Here is a 19,873-nt window from a genome sequence, read left to right as displayed (position 1 = left end):
GATCATGCGTACGCACTATCCACGCACCGCCCATCTGCCCTGGTCCCCCGGGGCCACCTCGGACGACGTGCGGATCGCCGGTCTCGCCGCGCTGGCCGGCCGCGAGGTCGTCGTCACCGAGAAGCTGGACGGCGAGAACACCACGCTCTACGCCGACGGGCTCCACGCCCGTTCCCTCGACTCGGCCCACCACCCCTCGCGGGGCTGGGTGAAGGCGCTCCAGGGCCGGGTCGGGGCGCGCATCCCCGACGGGTGGCGGGTCTGCGGCGAGAACATGTTCGCCCGCCACTCGATCCCGTACGACGGCCTGGAGAGCTTCTTCTACGGTTTCTCCGTCTGGGACGGGGAGCGCTGCCTGGACTGGGACCGGACCGTGGAGTTCCTGCGGGGGCTGGGGATACCGGTGCCGCCCGTGCTGTGGCGCGGAGTGTTCGACGCCCGCGCCGAGAAGGCGCTGCGGGCACGGAAGACCGACACCGGACGGCAGGAGGGGTACGTCGTACGGCCCGTGGACGGCTTCGGGGCGGCGGACTTCGGGCGGCTGGTGGCCAAGTGGGTGCGGCCCGGCCACGTACGGACCGATACGCACTGGATGCACGCCGCCGTCGTGGCGAACGGGCTCGGTCCGGCCGCCGCCCTGTGGGCCGTACGGTCCGGGGCACCGGTCGACGCGACGGCGCTGGCCGCCGCCGCGGGCACGGACGCGGGGGACGCCGGGGCCGCCCGCGCGATGGGCGACGCCCTCGACGCGCTGGGCCGGACGGGCGAGGACCGGCTGACCGGGGTACTGGCCGCGCTGCTGCACCGGTCCCGCCGCCCCGCGCTCGCGCCCGCACTGGCCCCCTCGCTCGGGATGCCGCTCGCCCGCCGCGTCGCGGACCTCGTCGGGCTGCACCCCGGGCTGCACCGGCCCTACCCGGACGAGGAGCGCCGCACCGGACTGGTCCGGATGTCGTTCGCCGCCGATCTGCCGCTGCTGCACACCCTGGCCGCCACGGTGGCCGACACCGCCGGGGCGCGCGAGCAGGTGGAGTGGTCGGCGCTGTACGCGGACGACCTGGCGGAACCGGCCGGGCTGCGGGAGGCCTTCGCCGACCTGGAGCCCGAGGCCGCGGACCGCTGCTGGGCGCAGGCCCGGGAGGCGTACGCCCTGGGCCGGGTCGCCACCGCCGAGGAGGCCGTCGCGGCGACCTGGCGCTGGCGGTCCGGCAACTTCCCGCGCCTGGTCCAGCTGGTCGGCCCGTCCGGCAGCGGCAAGAGCACCTTCGCGCGCGCCCTGCCCGGCGTCGACACCTGTATCTCGCTCGACGACCTGCGCCTGGCCCGGGGCTCCCGTGCCGGCCAGAAGGCCAACGGGGAGGTGCTGCGCGAGGGGCTGGACCGGCTGGACGCCGCGCTCGCCACCGACTCCACGGTCGTCTGGGACGCCACCTCGCTCAACGCGCACCAGCGCTCCCTGGTGCACGCGGTCGCCCGGCGCAGGGACGCGCTGCTCACCCATGCCGTGGCCCTGGTCGACGAGGCCGAGCTGATCCGCCGCAACGAACACCGCGGCCATCCGGTGCCGCCCGGGGTGCTGACCTCGCAGCTGCACCGGTTCGTGCCCCCGTACCCGGGCCAGGCGCACCGCACCTGGTACATCGGCGCGAGCGGGACCGTGGAGGACAGGGCGTAGGGCCTTCCGTCCGGATCGGGCCGGACCGGGGAGCGGGCTCCGGTGCCGTGGATCGCAAGGCGGAGAGGAAGGCATGGCAAGGCCATGGCGAGTGACGACAACGCCGTGAGGCGCGGCACCGGGGGCATGCGAGCCCGGCGTGATCCAGACGGAAGGCCCTGAATGCGTACCAGCGAGGAGATATACCACCGGGTCCGCTGGGACTCCCGGTTCGATCCGGCGCGCTTCGTGCTGGGCGTGGCGCAGCGCGGGACGGTGCCCAAGCGGGTGCCGCTGCCCCGCTTCACACCGGGCGGGGAGATCCCCTGGCACCGGGTCCTGTTCTTCGAGGCGGACGGCGAGGTGGTGTGGGACCGGTCCTCGGGCGTGGACCGGATCGACGCGACGGAGGCCGGGCGGGTGCGCGCCCCGCGCCGGCTGCCCTCCCCGTACTTCGTCTCCCGCACCCCGCACGCGTACTCCGCGCAGCAGGCCGCCTGGGTGCCGGTGCCCGAGGACGCACCGCCGCCCGCGCCGGGGCCCGGCCCCCTGACGCTGCTGACCTGGAACACCCTCTGGGACCGATACGACAGCGACCGCATCGACACCGCCCGGCGCCGGCCGCTCCTGCTCGACGCCCTGCGCGGCGCGGACGTCGATGTCATCGCCCTCCAGGAGGCCGAACCCGCCCTGCTCGCCCTGCTGTTGGCGGCGCCCTGGGTCCGCGACGGCTACACGCTCTGGGCCGATCCGGCCGGCCGGGACGTCGCCGACTGCGGGCTGCTGCTGCTCAGCAGGCTCCCGGTGCGCGAGGCGGGCCTGCATGTCCTCGGCCCGCACAAGGCGGTCGCCGCCGTCGTCGTGGAGACCGCAGAAGGGCCGGTGACGGTCGCCGCGACCCATCTCAGCAGCGACCACTCGGCGAACGGCGCCGGCCGGCGTGATGCCGAACTGGCCGATCTGGCAACGGGGTTGGCGGCCGTCGAGGGCGATGTGACACTGCTCGGCGACTTCAACGACGGCGGGGACACCCCGCAGGACCGGCTGGCGATGACGGACGCCTGGAGCCGGGTGCACGGCCCGGACGACCGGGCACCCACCTTCGACCCGTCGGTCAACCCGCTGGCCGCGGTCTCCTCCCTGTCCGGGCGGGTGTCCCGGCTGGACCGGGTGCTGGTCCGCTCGGAGCGGCTGCGGCCCGTGTCGGCGGTGCTGCTGGGCGATGTCCCTGCGGCGCCGGACGGGCTGTACGTCTCGGACCACTTCGGGGTACGGGTGGAGCTGGCCGCCGAGGTGGCGGAGGAAATCCGCGCGGACGCGGCGGAGGAGGCGTGCGCGGCCGATGTCGTGCGCCGGGTGGCCGCTGCCCTGCCCGAAGGCGCTGTCCACCTGGCCGGCTCCCGGCGGATGGACTGTGCGCTGCCCGGCGCGGACGTGGACCTGGTCGCGGCCCTGCCCGGTGCCGTGGATCTGCCGAAGGTACGGGAGCGGCTGGTCGCGGCCCTGCCGGACGCCGAGGGGCTGCGCGAGGTGGCCGGTGCCCGCGTGCCGGGACTGCGTTTCTCCTTCGGCGGGCTCGGGGTGGACCTGGCGACCGTGGCGACGGGCGCTCTCCCCCCGGCCGAGGCGGTGGCCCGGCGCACCGAGCTGGGCGAGCCGGCGGCCACGGCGCTGAGCGCGGTGAGCGACGCGGACGCGGTGCTCGTGGCGGCGGACCCGCACCGGGCGGCCTTCACCCGGCTCGCCCGCGAGGTGAAGGCCTGGGCGCGGGCGCGCGGTCTGGACTCCGCCCCGTGCGGCGGACTGCCCGGCCTCGCCTGGTCCGTACTCGCGGCCCGTACCGCCCACGAGGCTGGCGGACTGCCGCCACTCCCCCTGCTCAGGCACTTCTTCGCGACCTGGGCCGCCTGGGACTGGGACCGCCCGGTCGGGCCCGGAGGTACGGACGGCACAGACGGCACCGGCACGGCCGCCGGTCCCGGCGGCCCGGACGGGACCGGCGGACTCCCCCTCACCGTGCTGACCCCGACCGCCCCGGTCCGCTCCTGCACCGCACAGGTCTCCCCCGCCGGCCGCGACCTCCTGGCCGAGGAACTGTTCCGCGCCTGGGAGATCCTGGAGTCCGCCGACGACTCCGGCCCCGTACCGCACACCCTGCTCTGCGCCCCGCCGCCGCTGCGCCGGCGCCACGCCGCCTGGGCGATCGTCTCCGTGCGGCACGGCGCGGACGAGGGGCGCTTCCGTGGCCGGCTACTGGCCCTGCTCGCCGCCCTCGCGGAAGCGGGCTCCCCGGACGCGCACGCCTGGCCCCGCCCGTACGGTGCCGACGCCTCCCACGTCCAGTACGCCATCGGCCTGGGCCTCACCCCGCCCGACGGCGGCCGGCTCGCGGAGATCGGCGCGGAGCTGCTGCGCGGCATCCCGGAGGCGGGACTGCGCCGGGCGGACCGCGGGGAGGCGCCGGAGCCGCGGTGACGAAGGCCGGCGAGAATCCGTCCATGACGACGAGCACCACCGCGACCTGGACCCTGCGCCCCGCCCTGCCCGAGGACGTCGAGGCCCTGGCCGAGCTCAGGGCCGTGGTGATGCGCCCCGACCTGGAGCGGCTCGGACGTTACGACGAGCACCGCGTACGGCAGCGGCTGCGGGACCACTACGCACCGGAGCACACCTCGATCGTGGTCGTGGACGGCGAACTCGCCGGATCCGTCACCCTGCGCCCGGCAGGCAGCGGGCTGCGACTGGAGAACTTCTACCTCTCCCCCGCGCTCCACGGGCGCGGCACAGGCACCGCGGTGCTCCGGTCGCTGCTCGCGCGGGCCGACGAGGAGGGCGCGGCCGTACGGCTGGACGTGCTCCAGGGCAGCGCCGCCCGCGCGCTCTACGAACGGCACGGGTTCACCGTTGAGCGGCAGGACCCGGTGGATGTGTTCATGGTGCGTACACCCGTGAGTTGAACCGTCCGGGTCACATCATCGGATATCCAGGCAACCCGCCCCCGGGAATCTCCGTCTATCCCCCCGCAGCAGCGGCTCGCCCCCCGCCGTGGCCTGCACGGATTCGGCACGCAGCACAGGGCCGCACAGCCGCCCGCTGCGGGGGAAGTGGACGGAGCCACGGTGTGACGGATCGACCCGCCCTGCGCGCATCCCGCCCCGGAGTGCCGCGGCGCACGATGCTGACGGCGGCCGCTGCGACCGGTCTGGCGGCCCTCACCGCCTGCACGGCGCCCTCGCCGCCCCGCCGCCGCGATCCCGCCGCGGACCCGACGCCCGGACTGCCGATCAGCACCTCGCACCCGGCCCTGATGATGCAGATCCTCGCCCACCCGGACGACGACCTGTACTTCATGAACCCGGACACCCAGCAGGCCTTCCACGACGGGACGCCGCTGGTCTGCGTCTATCTCACCGGCGGCGAGGCCACCGGCATCAACCGCATGCCCGGCCGGCCCCTGCCCGCCCCCGACAAGGCCGCGTACTCCTCCTCCCGTCACCAGGGGCTCCGCCAGGCGTACGCGACCCTGCTCGGACTCGGCCGGTTCACAAAATGGCAGAAGTCCGTCATCACCCTGAACGGCAACCACCGGGCCGAGATCAACCGCCTCGGCCACAACGGCCGCAGGGTCGAGCTGATCTTCATCAACACCGCCATGCACACCACGTACGGGCGTCTCGGACTGCCCAGCCTCTGGCAGGACCGCCGCCTCGTCCTGCCCACCGTCGTCGCCGACGACTCGCCGCTGCAGCAGGTGGGCTCGTACACGTACGACGGACTGATCGACGTCCTGGTCGGGCTGTTCGACCGGTACCGGCCCAGCATCGTGCACACCATGGACCCGGACCCCGACATCCAGCACAGCAGTGAGCCCGTCCGGCGGCGGGACAGCGAGCAGAAGGGCTACTCCGACCATCCCGACCACACCGCGACCGCGCTGTTCACCTGGACGGCGCTGATCCGCTGGGTGGCGACGGCCACCCGCGACGGCGACGGGGTGCCGCGCTTCGCCACCACCGCGTTCCGCGGCTACTACAACCGGCACTGGCCCAAGAACCTGCCGCCCGCCGTGCTGAAGGAGAAGGCGTCGCTCCTGGTGGCGTACGGGGGATCGGCCGACTGGCGCTGCGGCAACCCCGCGGGCTGCGGTGACTACGGGGTCGGCGGCAACCGGCCGCTGACCAACCGGAAGGGCTGGGTACGGTCCACCCACTACCGCTACCCGGGCCCCCGCCCGGCCGTCACCACCGACCCGGACGGCCGGCTGGTCGCCTACGGGGTGCTGGGACTGCGGGCGGTGCGCTGGCGCGAGAGCGCGCCGGGCAGTGGGACGTGGGACACCCCGGACGACCTCGGCGGCGGCCCGCTCGCCTCGGTCCTGGGCTGCGCGACCCTGCCGGACGGCCGGCAGTTGCTCTTCGGGCTTCGCTTCGCCGCGCTCGGCGGGCACGGCGCGGACAACCAGCGCGAGATCGTCGCGCTGGAGCAGCGCTCCCCCGGCGGCTCCTTCCGCGCCTGGGAGGGGCTGGGCAACCCGGTGCACGACCACGACGGCGGGCGCCGGATCGGCGTCCCGGTCGCGGTCGCCGCACCCGACGGGCGGGTGCATCTCTTCGTACGGAACGCGGAGAAGGGCGTCAGCACCCGGGTACGGGACACGACCGGCCGGTGGAGCGGGTGGCAGGACATGGGCGGCGGCGAGATCCAGGACGGGCTGAGTGCCGTGGTGGACGCCGAGGGGCGCGTCCATGTCTTCGCGGCGGGCCGGTTCGCGGTGCACCACTGGACGCAGGACGCGCCCGGCGATCCGGCCACGGCGCGCACCCAGATCAGCGGGGTGCCGGTGCCCGGGGACGGCCCGGCCGCGCTGCCGGGGGCGGACGGCAGCATCGAGCTGTTCTACCGCCCGGCGGCGAAGGCCGCGCTGACGACCCTGCGGACCGGGGAGACGGCCGACGAGACCGGCATCGACGGCTACGGCCGCCGGATACCGGACCGCGCGGGCTTCGACGGATACGGCCCGGTGGCCGCCGCCGGGTCACCGGGCGCCCCGGTGCTGCTCGGCCGCACCGAGAAGGGCCTGGTCCAGCTCCGTACCGCCCGGGGGCTCTCCGTACGTGAGCGCGGGCCGGTGGCACTGGACATACCGGCCCTGCACATCGGCAGGGACGGGCGGCCGACGGCGGTGGCCCTGGGACCCGACGCCCTGCCCTGGCTCTGGCGCCCCTGAACGGGCACCCGCCCGGGACACCCCGCCAGGGCGTCCCGCCCGGACATCGCCCGGACATGAAGAAGGGCCCCGGTCCACCGCTCGCGCGGCGGGCCGGGGCCCTCCTCGGTGCTCTGTGCGGAGCAACCAGGTCAGACAGTCAGGTAATTACTTGACGATCTTGGTGACCTGGCCGGCGCCCACGGTCCGGCCACCCTCACGGATGGCGAACTTCAGGCCCTCCTCCATGGCGACCGGCTGGATCAGCTGGACCGACATGACGGTGTTGTCGCCCGGCATGACCATCTCGGTGCCCTCGGGGAGGGTCACGACGCCGGTCACGTCCGTGGTACGGAAGTAGAACTGCGGGCGGTAGTTGTTGAAGAACGGGGTGTGACGGCCACCCTCGTCCTTCGACAGGATGTAGGCCTGGGCCTCGAACTCGGTGTGCGGCGTGACCGAACCGGGCTTGATGATGACCTGGCCGCGCTCGACGTCCTCGCGCTTGATGCCACGGAGGAGCAGACCGACGTTCTCACCGGCCTGGCCCTCGTCGAGCAGCTTGCGGAACATCTCGATGCCGGTGACCGTGGTGGTGGTCTTCTCCTGCTTGATACCGACGATGTCGACGGTCTCGTTGACCTTGAGGACACCACGCTCGATACGACCGGTGACGACGGTGCCACGACCGGTGATCGTGAAGACGTCCTCGATCGGCATCAGGAACGGCTTGTCGACGTCACGCTCGGGCTGCGGGATGTTCTCGTCGACGGCCTTCATCAGGTCGAGGACGGTCTGGCCCCACTCCTTGTCGCCCTCGAGCGCCTTGAGCGCCGAGACCTTGACGACCGGCAGGTCGTCGCCCGGGAACTCGTACTCGGAGAGGAGCTCACGGACCTCGAGCTCGACGAGCTCCAGGATCTCCTCGTCGTCCACCATGTCGGCCTTGTTCAGGGCGACGACGATGTACGGAACGCCGACCTGGCGGGCCAGGAGCACGTGCTCCTTGGTCTGCGGCATCGGGCCGTCGGTGGCGGCGACCACGAGGATGGCGCCGTCCATCTGCGCGGCACCCGTGATCATGTTCTTGATGTAGTCCGCGTGACCCGGGCAGTCGACGTGCGCGTAGTGACGCGACTCCGTCTGGTACTCGACGTGCGCGATCGAGATCGTGATACCGCGCTGGCGCTCCTCGGGAGCCTTGTCGATCTGGTCGAAGGCCGAGGCCTCGTTCAGGTCCGGGTACGCGTCGTGCAGCACCTTGGTAATGGCGGCCGTGAGGGTCGTCTTACCGTGGTCGATGTGACCGATGGTGCCGATGTTGACGTGCGGCTTAGTCCGCTCGAACTTCGCCTTCGCCACTGGGTCCTCCTGTGGAGTGGTTCTGTACGCCTTGCTTCATCGGCGCCAGGTGATCTTTGCTGGGATGCCGGGCCCGGGGGCATTCAGCACATTGCTCTCGCACTGCGCGGAATGCCCCACCAGGCTCCGGTGACAAGCCTAAAGCGTGAGCTCGGGAGAGTTACTCGCCCTTGGCCTTCGCGATGATCTCCTCGGCGACGTTCCGCGGAACCTCGGCGTAGGAGTCGAACTGCATCGAGTAGCTTGCGCGACCCGAGGTCTTGCTGCGGAGGTCTCCGACGTAGCCGAACATCTCCGAGAGGGGCACGAGGCCCTTCACGACGCGAGCGCCGCTGCGCTCCTCCATGGCCTGGATCTGGCCACGGCGGGAGTTGATGTCGCCGATGACATCGCCCATGTAGTCCTCGGGCGTGGTGACCTCGACGGCCATCATCGGCTCGAGGAGAACCGGGGACGCCTTCCGCGCGGCCTCCTTGAAGGCCTGCGAACCGGCGATCTTGAAGGCCAGCTCGGAGGAGTCGACCTCGTGGTAACCACCGTCGAGAAGAATGACGCGGACGCCGGTCATCTCGTAGCCGGCCAGGATGCCGAACTGCATGGCTTCCTGGGCACCCGCGTCCACCGAGGGGATGTACTCCCTGGGGATGCGGCCACCGGTGACCTTGTTGACGAACTCGTACGAGGCCTCGCCGCCCTCGATGGGCTCGATCGCGATCTGCACCTTGGCGAACTGACCGGTACCACCGGTCTGCTTCTTGTGGGTGTAGTCGACGCGCTCGACGGCCTTGCGGATCGTCTCGCGGTACGCGACCTGCGGCTTGCCGACGTTCGCCTCGACGCGGAACTCGCGCTTCATGCGGTCGACGAGCACTTCGAGGTGCAGCTCGCCCATACCACCGATGATGGTCTGGCCGGTCTCCTCGTCGGAGTGCACCTGGAAGGACGGGTCCTCTTCGGAGAGGCGCTGGATGGCGACACCCAGCTTCTCCTGGTCGCCCTTGGACTTGGGCTCGATGGCGACCTGGATGACCGGTGCCGGGAAGTCCATGGACTCCAGGATCACCGGCGCCTTGTCGTCGCAGAGCGTCTCACCGGTGGTGGTCTGCTTCAGGCCCATGACGGCGATGATGTCGCCGGCGCCCACCGAGTCGATCTCCTCACGCTTGTTCGCGTGCATGCGGTAGATCTTGCCGATGCGCTCCTTCTTGCCCTTGACGGAGTTCAGCACCGAGGTGCCGGACTCCAGGCGGCCCGAGTAGACCCGGACGAAGGTGAGCTTGCCGAGGTGCGGGTCGCTCATGATCTTGAACGCCAGCGCCGCGAGCGGCTCGTCGTCGGACGGCTTGCGCTTGACGACGACCTCGGGGTCCTTGACGTCCTGGCCCTCGATGGCCTCGACGTCCAGGGGCGAGGGCAGGTAGCGCACAACGGCGTCGAGCAGGGGCTGAACGCCCTTGTTCTTGAACGCGGTGCCGCAGAACACCGGGGTGACGGTCGTCTCGCCGCCCTTGCCGGAGTTGATCGTGATGCGACGGATGCCGTCGTAGAGCTGCTCCACGGAAGGCTCTTCGCCCTCCAGGTAGAGCTCCATGAGCGCCTCGTCGTTCTCCGCGGCGGCCTCGAGGAGCTTGCCGCGGTACTCCTCGGCCTTCTCCGCAAGCTCTGCGGGGATGTCGACGATGTCGTACGCCTCGCCCTTGGTGGCTTCCACCGGGTAGACGAACGCCTTCATCGTCACGAGGTCGACGACGCCCGTGAAGTCGGCCTCGGCACCGATCGGGAGCTGCATGACGATCGGGGTCGCACCGAGGCGGCCCGAGATCATGTCGACGCAGCGGAAGAAGTCGGCACCGGTGCGGTCGAGCTTGTTGACGAAGCAGATACGCGGCACGCCGTAGCGGTCCGCCTGACGCCAGACGGTCTCGGACTGCGGCTCGACGCCGGCGACACCGTCGAACACGGTGACGGCACCGTCGAGGACGCGGAGCGAACGCTCCACCTCGACGGTGAAGTCGACGTGACCCGGGGTGTCGATGATGTTGATGGTGTGGTCAACATCATTGAGCGGCCAGTGGCAGGTCGTCGCGGCCGACGTGATCGTGATGCCGCGCTCCTGCTCCTGCTCCATCCAGTCCATCGTGGCAGCGCCGTCGTGGACTTCACCGATCTTGTACGAAACGCCGGTGTAGAAGAGGATCCGCTCAGTGGTGGTCGTCTTGCCCGCGTCGATGTGGGCCATGATCCCGATGTTGCGGACCTTGGCCAGGTCAAGCGAAGTGGTGGCCATAAGGCTCAATCTTCTCTCGGTCTCGATGTGGGTAGCGACTACCAGCGGTAGTGCGCGAAGGCCTTGTTGGACTCGGCCATCTTGTGGGTGTCCTCGCGCTTCTTGACGGCAGCGCCAAGACCGTTGGAGGCGTCGAGCAGCTCGTTCATGAGGCGCTCGGTCATGGTCTTCTCACGGCGGGCGCGGGAGTAACCCACGAGCCAGCGCAGCGCGAGGGTGGAGGCGCGACCGGGCTTGACCTCGATCGGCACCTGGTAGGTGGCGCCACCGACACGGCGGGACTTGACCTCGAGCGAGGGCTTGACGTTCTCAAGCGCGCGCTTCAGCGTGATGACCGGGTCGTTGCCGGTCTTCTCGCGGAGGCCCTCCATGGCGCCGTACACGATCCGCTCGGCGGTGGAACGCTTGCCGTCCAGCAGGATCTTGTTGATCAGCGAGGTGACAAGAGGAGAGTTGTAGACCGGGTCGATGATGACCGGGCGCTTCGGGGCGGGGCCCTTACGAGGCATTCTTACTTCTCCTTCTTGGCGCCGTAGCGGCTGCGGGCCTGCTTGCGGTTCTTGACACCCTGGGTGTCGAGCGAGCCGCGGATGATCTTGTAACGAACACCCGGCAGGTCCTTCACACGGCCACCACGCACGAGCACGATGGAGTGCTCCTGCAGGTTGTGTCCCTCACCCGGGATGTAGGCCGTGACCTCGATACCGGAGGTCAGACGCACACGCGCGACCTTACGGAGGGCCGAGTTCGGCTTCTTCGGGGTGGTCGTGAACACACGCGTGCAGACGCCGCGGCGCTGGGGCGAACCCTCGAGCGCGGGCGTCTTGTTCTTCTCGACCTTGTCCTGCCGGCCCTTCCGGACCAGCTGCTGGATCGTAGGCACTACTTCTCCGGTTTCTGTGTGCCGTTCGTGAAACTAACCTGGAACGTCACCGACCCACGCGGTCGGGTGTGTCGAATACTGCAGGCTTCTGCCGCAAGGCAGAGGGAGCGCAGATTGCGGTGACCACTGACGGACTCGCCGTGCGGCTGAGGACACGCACACGAGCCCAGGCACACCCCAGGCACAAGGTCTGAGCGTACCTACCTCGTCGACTCCGGTCAAAACAAATGCGGTCCACCGCGACACGCCGTGACGAGTGCCCGGCTTCTCCCGACCCGTACCCGTAGCCTCCGCACCCCGTGCGGGCCCGTACCGCCCCGTACAGAGCCCTGGAGCCCGCTCCCGGGCGGCTCAGGAGCCTCCCCTCGGCCGGCCGAGGCCCCACCGCAGGGCAGTGACGTGAAACACGCCGGAGGGCGGCCACCCCGTACGAAACGGGGTGACCGCCCTCCGGTCGGTCAGACGACTCGCTTACTGGTTGTACGGACCGTAGTCGTAGTCCTCCAGCGGAACGGCCTGGCCGGAGCCCGTGCCGAACGGCGAGTAGTCGATGTCGTCGTAGCCGACGGCCGAGTACATCGCGGCCTTGGCCTCCTCGGTCGGCTCGACCCGGATGTTGCGGTAGCGGGACAGACCCGTACCGGCCGGGATGAGCTTACCGATGATGACGTTCTCCTTGAGGCCGATGAGGCTGTCGGACTTGGCGTTGATCGCCGCATCCGTCAGGACTCGGGTCGTCTCCTGGAAGGAGGCGGCCGACAGCCAGGACTCCGTCGCCAGCGAGGCCTTGGTGATACCCATCAGCTGCGGACGGCCGGAGGCGGGGTGACCGCCCTCGGTGACCACACGACGGTTCTCGGTCTCGAACTTCGAGCGCTCGACGAGCTCGCCCGGCAGCAGCTCCGCGTCGCCGGACTCGATGATCGTCACACGGCGCAGCATCTGCCGGATGATGATCTCGATGTGCTTGTCGTGGATCGACACGCCCTGCGAGTTGTAGACCTTCTGGACCTCGCCGACCAGGTGGACCTGGACCGCGCGCTGGCCGAGGATGCGCAGCACGTCGTGCGGGTTGGTGGCACCCACGGTGAGCTTCTGGCCCACCTCGACGTGGTCGCCCTCGCCGACGAGCAGACGGGCGCGCTTCGAGATCGGGAAGGGGATCTCGTCGCTGCCGTCGTCCGGCGTGACCACGATCTTCTTGGTCTTCTCGGTCTCCTCGATCCGGACCCGGCCCGCGGACTCCGAGATCGGGGCGACACCCTTGGGCGTACGGGCTTCGAAGAGCTCGACGACTCGGGGCAGACCCTGGGTGATGTCGTCACCGGCCACACCACCGGTGTGGAAGGTACGCATCGTCAGCTGGGTACCGGGCTCACCGATGGACTGGGCGGCGATGATGCCGACCGCCTCACCGATGTCGACCAGCTTGCCGGTGGCGAGCGAGCGTCCGTAGCAGAAGGCACAGGTGCCGACCGCGGACTCACAGGTCAGGACCGAACGGGTCTTGACCTCCTCGACGCCGGCGCCCACCAGGGCGTCGATCAGGACGTCACCGAGGTCGACGTTGGCAGGCGCGATGACCTTGCCGTCGACGACGACGTCCTCGGCGAGCATGCGGGCGTAGACCGAGGTCTCGACGTCCTCCGTCTTGCGGAGCACACCGTCCGCACCCTTGACGGCGATCTTCAGCTTGAGGCCGCGGTCGGTGCCGCAGTCCTCCTCGCGGATGATCACGTCCTGCGAGACGTCCACCAGACGACGGGTCAGGTAACCCGAGTCGGCGGTACGCAGGGCGGTGTCCGCCAGACCCTTACGGGCACCGTGCGTGGAGATGAAGTACTCCAGAACGGTGAGGCCCTCACGGAAGGACGCCTTGATGGGACGCGGGATCGTCTCGTTCTTGGCGTTGGACACCAGACCACGCATACCGGCGATCTGACGCATCTGCATCATGTTTCCTCGGGCACCCGAGTCAACCATCATGAAGATGGGGTTCGTCTTGGGGAAGTTCGCGTTCATCGCCTCGGCGACCTCGTTGGTCGCCTTGGTCCAGATCGCGATGAGTTCCTGCGTGCGCTCGTCCTTGGTGATCAGACCGCGCTCGTACTGCTTCTGGACCTTCTCGTCCTGCGCCTCGTAGCCGGCGACGATCGCCTTCTTGGCCTCGGGGACCACGACGTCGGAGATGGCCACGGTGACACCGGAACGGGTCGCCCAGTGGAAGCCCGCCGCCTTCAGGTTGTCGAGCGTCGCCGCCACGATGACCTTGGGGTAGCGCTCGGCGAGGTCGTTGACGATCTCGGAGAGCTGCTTCTTGCCGACCGAGTAGTCGACGAACGGGTAGTCCTCGGGCAGCAGCTCGTTGAAGAGCGCGCGGCCCAGGGACGTACGCAGCCGGAACGTGTCGCCCTGCTGGTACTCCTGCTCGCCCTCCTCGGCGACCGGCGGCACCCAGCCACGCGGCGGGATGGTGCCCACCGGGAAGCGGATGTCGACCTTCGCCTGGAGCGACAGCTCGCGGGCGTCGAAGGCCATGATCGCCTCGGCCGTGGAGCCGAAGGAACGGCCCTGGCCGACGACCTTGCGCTCCTCCTCGTCCGTGGTGAGGAAGAACAGGCCCAGCACCATGTCCTGGGTCGGCATGGTGACGGGACGACCGTCGGCCGGCTTCAGGATGTTGTTCGAGGACAGCATCAGGATGCGGGCCTCGGCCTGCGCCTCCGCGGAGAGCGGCAGGTGCACGGCCATCTGGTCACCGTCGAAGTCCGCGTTGAACGCGGTGCAGACGAGCGGGTGGATCTGGATGGCCTTGCCCTCGACCAGCTGCGGCTCGAAGGCCTGGATGCCGAGGCGGTGCAGGGTCGGGGCACGGTTCAGCAGCACCGGGTGCTCGGCGATGACCTCTTCGAGGACGTCGTACACCACGGTGCGGCCGCGCTCGACCATGCGCTTGGCCGACTTGATGTTCTGCGCGTGGTTCAGGTCGACCAGGCGCTTCATCACGAACGGCTTGAAGAGCTCCAGCGCCATGGCCTTCGGCAGACCGCACTGGTGCAGCTTGAGCTGCGGGCCGACGACGATCACGGAACGCGCGGAGTAGTCCACACGCTTACCGAGAAGGTTCTGACGGAATCGGCCCTGCTTGCCCTTCAGCATGTCGCTGAGGGACTTGAGCGGGCGGTTGCCGGGACCGGTGACCGGGCGACCGCGGCGGCCGTTGTCGAACAGCGCGTCGACGGCCTCCTGCAGCATCCGCTTCTCGTTGTTCACGATGATCTCGGGGGCACCGAGGTCAAGGAGACGCTTGAGGCGGTTGTTGCGGTTGATCACACGGCGGTACAGGTCGTTCAGGTCGGAGGTCGCGAAGCGGCCACCGTCCAGCTGCACCATCGGACGCAGGTCCGGCGGGATGACCGGCACGCAGTCGAGCACCATGCCCTTGGGCTTGTTGCTGGTCTGCAGGAACGCGGAGACGACCTTGAGGCGCTTGAGCGCACGGGTCTTCTTCTGGCCCTTGCCGGTACGGATGATCTCGCGGAGGCGCTCGGCCTCCTCGTCGAGGTCGAAGGACTCCAGGCGCTTCTGCAGCGCGGCGGCGCCCATGCAGCCGTCGAAGTACGTGCCGAAGCGGTCACGCAGCTCGCGGTAGAGCAGCTCGTCGCCCTCCAGGTCCTGGACCTTGAGGTTCTTGAAGCGGCTCCACACCTCGTCGAGACGGTCGATCTCGCGCTGCGCACGGTCGCGCAGCTGCTTCATCTCGCGCTCGGCACCTTCGCGCACCTTGCGGCGCACGTCGGCCTTGGCGCCCTCGGCCTCCAGCTCGGCCAGGTCGGTCTCGAGCTTCTTGGCGCGGGCTTCCAGGTCGGCGTCGCGACGGTTCTCGATCTGCTGACGCTCGACGGAGACGTGCGCCTCCAGCGACGGCAGGTCGCGCGTACGGCGCTCCTCGTCCACGAACGTGATCATGTACGCGGCGAAGTAGATGACCTTCTCGAGGTCCTTCGGCGCGAGGTCGAGGAGGTAGCCCAGACGCGACGGGACGCCCTTGAAGTACCAGATGTGGGTGACGGGAGCGGCAAGCTCGATGTGACCCATGCGCTCACGGCGCACCTTGGCGCGCGTGACCTCGACGCCACAGCGCTCACAGATGATGCCCTTGAAGCGGACACGCTTGTACTTGCCGCAGTAGCACTCCCAGTCCCGGGTCGGACCGAAGATCTTCTCGCAGAAGAGTCCGTCCTTTTCGGGCTTGAGCGTGCGGTAGTTGATGGTCTCCGGCTTCTTCACTTCGCCGTGGGACCAGGTACGGATGTCGTCCGCGGTGGCAAGGCCGATCCGCAGCTCGTCGAAGAAGTTGACGTCGAGCACTTGTCGTCAATCCCTCTTTCGGGGGTTCGAGCCCCCTCGCGTCAGGCGAGAAATCGGGGCACTTCAGCAATGGTCTGAACGGGTCCGGGGAGAGCCGGCCGGATCACGGGGATCCGGCCGGCCAACCCGTCAGACCTCTTCGACGCTGCTCGGCTCGCGCCGGGACAGGTCGATACCGAGCTCCTCCGCCGCGCGGAAGACGTCCTCGTCGGTGTCGCGCATCTCGATGGACATGCCGTCCGAGGACAGCACCTCCACGTTGAGGCAGAGCGACTGCATTTCCTTGATGAGCACCTTGAAGGACTCAGGGATGCCCGGCTCGGGGATGTTCTCGCCCTTGACGATGGCCTCGTAGACCTTCACACGGCCGGTCACGTCGTCGGACTTGATCGTCAGGAGCTCCTGGAGGGCGTATGCGGCGCCGTATGCCTCAAGGGCCCACACCTCCATCTCACCGAATCGCTGACCACCGAACTGTGCCTTACCACCCAGCGGCTGCTGGGTGATCATGGAGTACGGACCCGTCGAACGAGCGTGCAGCTTGTCGTCGACGAGGTGGTGCAGCTTGAGGATGTACATGTAGCCGACCGAGACCGGGTCCGGGAACGGCTCGCCGGAGCGGCCGTCGAACAGGTTGGCCTTGCCGGAGGGCTGCACCAGGCGGTCGCCGTCGCGGTTCGGGATCGTGGCCTCGAAGAGACCGGAGATCTCGTCCTCGCGCGCACCGTCGAAGACGGGGGTGGCGACGTTGGTGCCGGGGGCGACCTGGTCGGCGCCGATGACCTGCAGGCGCTTGGCCCACTCGTCACCGAGGCCGGAGACGTCCCAGCCGCGGCTGGCGAGCCAGCCGAGGTGGATCTCCAGGACCTGTCCCGGGTTCATTCGGGACGGGACACCCAGCGGGTTGAGGATGATGTCGACCGGGGTGCCGTCCTCCAGGAACGGCATGTCCTCGATCGGCAGGATCTTCGAGATGACGCCCTTGTTGCCGTGACGGCCGGCGAGCTTGTCACCGTCGGTGATCTTGCGCTTCTGCGCGACGTAGACGCGGACCAGCTGGTTCACGCCCGGCGGCAGCTCGTCGCCCTCTTCGCGGTCGAAGACGCGGACACCGATGACCTTGCCGATCTCACCGTGCGGCACCTTCAGCGAGGTGTCGCGCACCTCGCGCGCCTTCTCACCGAAGATCGCGCGGAGCAGGCGCTCCTCGGGGGTCAGCTCGGTCTCACCCTTGGGCGTGACCTTGCCGACGAGGATGTCACCGGCGACGACCTCGGCACCGATACGGATGATGCCGCGCTCGTCGAGGTCGGCGAGGACCTCCTCGGAGACGTTCGGGATGTCCCGGGTGATCTCCTCCGGGCCGAGCTTGGTGTCACGGGCGTCGACCTCGTGCTCCTCGATGTGGATCGAGGAGAGGACGTCGTCCTGCACGAGGCGCTGCGACAGGATGATCGCGTCCTCGTAGTTGTGACCCTCCCACGGCATGAACGCCACGAGCAGGTTCTTGCCGAGGGCCATCTCACCGTTCTCGGTGGCCGGACCGTCGGCGAGGACCTGGTCGGCGACGACCCGGTCGCCCTCGGAGACGACAACCTTCTGGTTGACCGAGGTGCCCTGGTTGGAGCGCATGAACTTGGCGATGCGGTACGTGGTGTACGTGCCGTCGTCGTTGGTGACGGTGATGTAGTCCGCGGAGACCTCCTGGACCACACCGTCCTTCTCGGCCTTGAGCACGTCGCCGGCGTCGGTGGCGCAGCGGTACTCCATGCCGGTGCCGACGAGCGGGGCCTCCGACTTGATCAGCGGCACCGCCTGACGCATCATGTTCGCGCCCATGAGGGCACGGTTGGCGTCGTCGTGCTCCAGGAAGGGGATCATCGCGGTCGCGACGGACACCATCTGGCGCGGCGAGACGTCCATGTAGTCGACGTCCGTGCCGGGCACGTAGTCGACCTCGCCGCCACGGCGGCGGACCAGCACACGGTTCTCGACGAAGCGGAGCTCGTCGCTCAGCGGCGCGTTGGCCTGCGCGATGACGAAGCGGTCCTCCTCGTCGGCGGTCAGGTAGTCGACCTCGTCGGTGACCTGGCCCTCGACGACCTTGCGGTACGGCGTCTCGATGAAGCCGAACGCGTTGATCCGGCCGTAGGAGGCCAGCGAGCCGATCAGACCGATGTTCGGGCCTTCGGGCGTCTCGATCGGGCACATGCGGCCGTAGTGCGACGGGTGCACGTCACGGACCTCGAAGCCGGCCCGCTCACGGGAGAGACCACCCGGGCCCAGCGCGTTGAGACGACGCTTGTGCGTCAGGCCCGACAGCGGGTTGTTCTGGTCCATGAACTGGGACAGCTGGCTGGTGCCGAAGAACTCCTTGATGGAGGCGACGACCGGCCGGATGTTGATCAGGGTCTGCGGCGTGATCGCCTCGACGTCCTGGGTGGTCATGCGCTCGCGCACGACGCGCTCCATACGGGCGAGACCCGTACGGACCTGGTTCTGGATCAGCTCGCCGACGTTACGGATACGACGGTTGCCGAAGTGGTCGATGTCATCGGTCTCGACCATGATCGAGCGGCCGGACTCGCCGACCGTCTCGGTCTCACCGGCGTGCAGCTTGACCAGGTACTTGATCGTCGCGATGACGTCGTCGCTGGTGAGCACACCGGCGTCGAGCGGCTCGTCGGCGCCGAGCTTCTTGTTCACCTTGTAGCGGCCGACCTTCGCGAGGTCGTAGCGCTTCGGGTTGAAGTAGAGGTTCTCGAGCAGCGTCTGAGCGGCCTCACGGGTGGGCGGCTCGCCCGGACGCAGCTTGCGGTAGATGTCGAGCAGCGCGTCGTCCTGGCCCTGGGTGTGGTCCTTCTCCAGGGTGGCGCGCATCGACTCGTACTCGCCGAACTCCTCCAGGATCTGCTCGGTGGTCCAGCCGAGAGCCTTCAGGAGAACGGTGACGGACTGCTTGCGCTTGCGGTCGATGCGGACACCGACCATGTCGCGCTTGTCGATCTCCATCTCCAGCCAGGCACCCCGGGACGGGATGATCTTGGCGGAGAAGATGTCCTTGTCGGACGTCTTGTCGATGGAGGAGTCGAAGTAGACACCCGGCGAGCGGACCAGCTGCGACACGACGACACGCTCGGTGCCGTTGATGACGAAGGTGCCCTTGTTGGTCATGAGCGGGAAGTCGCCCATGAAGACCGTCTGGGACTTGATCTCGCCGGTCTCGTTGTTGGTGAACTCGGCGGTGACGAAGAGCGGGGCGGCGAACGTGAAGTCGCGCTCCTTGCACTCGTCGATCGAGTTCTTCGGGGGCTCGAAGCGGTGGTCGCGGAAAGTCAGCGACATCGACCCGGAGAAGTCCTCGATCGGCGAGATCTCCTCGAAGATCTCTTCCAGGCCGGACTTGGTCGGGACGTTCTGTCCGCTGTCCAGAGCAGCCTCGACGCGAGCCTTCCATGCGGCATTGCCGAGGAGCCAGTCAAAGCTCTCGGTCTGCAGCGCGAGGAGGTTCGGAACCTCGAGGGGCTCCTTGATCTTTGCAAAGGAGATGCGCAGCGGGGCGGTGCTGGCACCGTTGTTCGTATTCGCGGTCGAGGCGTTGCGCGAGGCGGCCAAGAGGGGGTCCTTCCGAGGGCTCGGACTCACTACGCGCGTACCGGTCCCAAGCCGGACACGGTGACAGTCAATTCCTGATTCGACCGAAAAGGCCAGGTCAGAGACGATCAGTCATCGATGCTGAAGCGAGGGCATGCCCCTGGTGACGGGCAGGGGGCAGCTAACAGGCAGCGCAAAGGGTCAGTGTAGCCAAACGGCACACTGATGTCCAGTCGGGGTTCTCAGAGACCCACGTTGCTCTCAACAGCTGTTCTCAACACCTATGGCTAGCCCTTGCGCGTGGTGCGCTCTTCTTTACTGCCCGCTTCTCACACGATCCATGCCTCGGATTCGGATCGATGTGACGACGCGTCCTGAGAATTGCGCGCCTCGTGCGGTTCGTCAAGGCCCCCCTGCGGGGACAGAGCCCCGAGGTCCTCACCCGACCGCCGCCCGGCGCCGGTCGGCCGCCCCCGGAGAGGCAACGGCGATGATCACCATACTCGTCGCCGCCGG

At 69.1% G+C, this 19,873-nt stretch carries 10 protein-coding genes; 4 read left to right on the top strand and 6 right to left on the bottom strand.

Annotated elements, in window-relative coordinates; genetic code table 11:
• The first annotated feature begins 4 nt into the window (after positions 1–4).
• From AB0D53_RS05960 to AB0D53_RS05945, 4 genes are all read left to right on the top strand, one after another.
• On the top strand, positions 5–1,675 hold the full coding sequence (locus AB0D53_RS05960) for an RNA ligase family protein (RefSeq protein WP_362440699.1): 1,671 nt from the start codon (positions 5–7) through the stop codon (positions 1,673–1,675).
• Between the two features lie 162 nt (positions 1,676–1,837).
• Entirely contained in the window at positions 1,838–4,129 is a 2,292-nt protein-coding gene (locus tag AB0D53_RS05955; protein ID WP_362440696.1) for a poly(A) polymerase, read from the top strand.
• A 23-nt stretch (positions 4,130–4,152) separates the two neighbouring features.
• A complete protein-coding gene (locus AB0D53_RS05950; protein ID WP_362440694.1) occupies positions 4,153–4,611 on the top strand; it encodes a GNAT family N-acetyltransferase in 459 nt (152 codons plus the stop codon).
• 218 nt (positions 4,612–4,829) lie between these two features.
• On the top strand, positions 4,830–6,881 hold the full coding sequence (locus AB0D53_RS05945) for a PIG-L family deacetylase (RefSeq protein ID WP_362441046.1): 2,052 nt from the start codon (positions 4,830–4,832) through the stop codon (positions 6,879–6,881).
• Between the two features lie 147 nt (positions 6,882–7,028).
• On the opposite strand, the gene tuf is transcribed toward AB0D53_RS05945, so the two are convergent.
• The 6 genes from tuf to rpoB form a co-directional block, all read right to left on the bottom strand.
• The gene (gene tuf / locus AB0D53_RS05940; protein WP_356479249.1) at positions 7,029–8,222 is read right to left on the bottom strand and encodes an elongation factor Tu; all 1,194 of its coding nucleotides are present in this window, start codon (positions 8,220–8,222) and stop codon (positions 7,029–7,031) included.
• Positions 8,223–8,382: 160 nt separating this feature from the next.
• Positions 8,383–10,509, bottom strand: a complete 2,127-nt coding sequence (gene fusA, locus AB0D53_RS05935) for an elongation factor G (protein WP_362440691.1) — start codon at positions 10,507–10,509, stop codon at positions 8,383–8,385.
• Positions 10,510–10,547: 38 nt separating this feature from the next.
• Entirely contained in the window at positions 10,548–11,018 is a 471-nt protein-coding gene (gene rpsG, locus AB0D53_RS05930; protein WP_072485550.1) for a 30S ribosomal protein S7, read from the bottom strand.
• Between the two features lie 2 nt (positions 11,019–11,020).
• Positions 11,021–11,392 carry a 30S ribosomal protein S12 gene (gene rpsL, locus AB0D53_RS05925; protein WP_003948652.1) on the bottom strand — a complete coding sequence of 124 codons (372 nt, stop codon included), beginning with the start codon at positions 11,390–11,392 and terminating at the stop codon, positions 11,021–11,023.
• 471 nt (positions 11,393–11,863) lie between these two features.
• Positions 11,864–15,763, bottom strand: coding sequence for a DNA-directed RNA polymerase subunit beta' (locus AB0D53_RS05920; RefSeq protein ID WP_362440686.1), 3,900 nt, complete (start codon positions 15,761–15,763; stop codon positions 11,864–11,866).
• A gap of 129 nt (positions 15,764–15,892) precedes the next feature.
• Positions 15,893–19,378, bottom strand: coding sequence for a DNA-directed RNA polymerase subunit beta (rpoB, locus tag AB0D53_RS05915; protein ID WP_362440683.1), 3,486 nt, complete (start codon positions 19,376–19,378; stop codon positions 15,893–15,895).
• Between the last annotated feature and the right edge of the window lie 495 nt (positions 19,379–19,873).

Source organism: Streptomyces sp. NPDC048295 (assembly GCF_040652135.1).
Taxonomy (GTDB): domain Bacteria; phylum Actinomycetota; class Actinomycetes; order Streptomycetales; family Streptomycetaceae; genus Streptomyces.
This window is presented reverse-complemented; position numbering and strand designations above follow the sequence as displayed.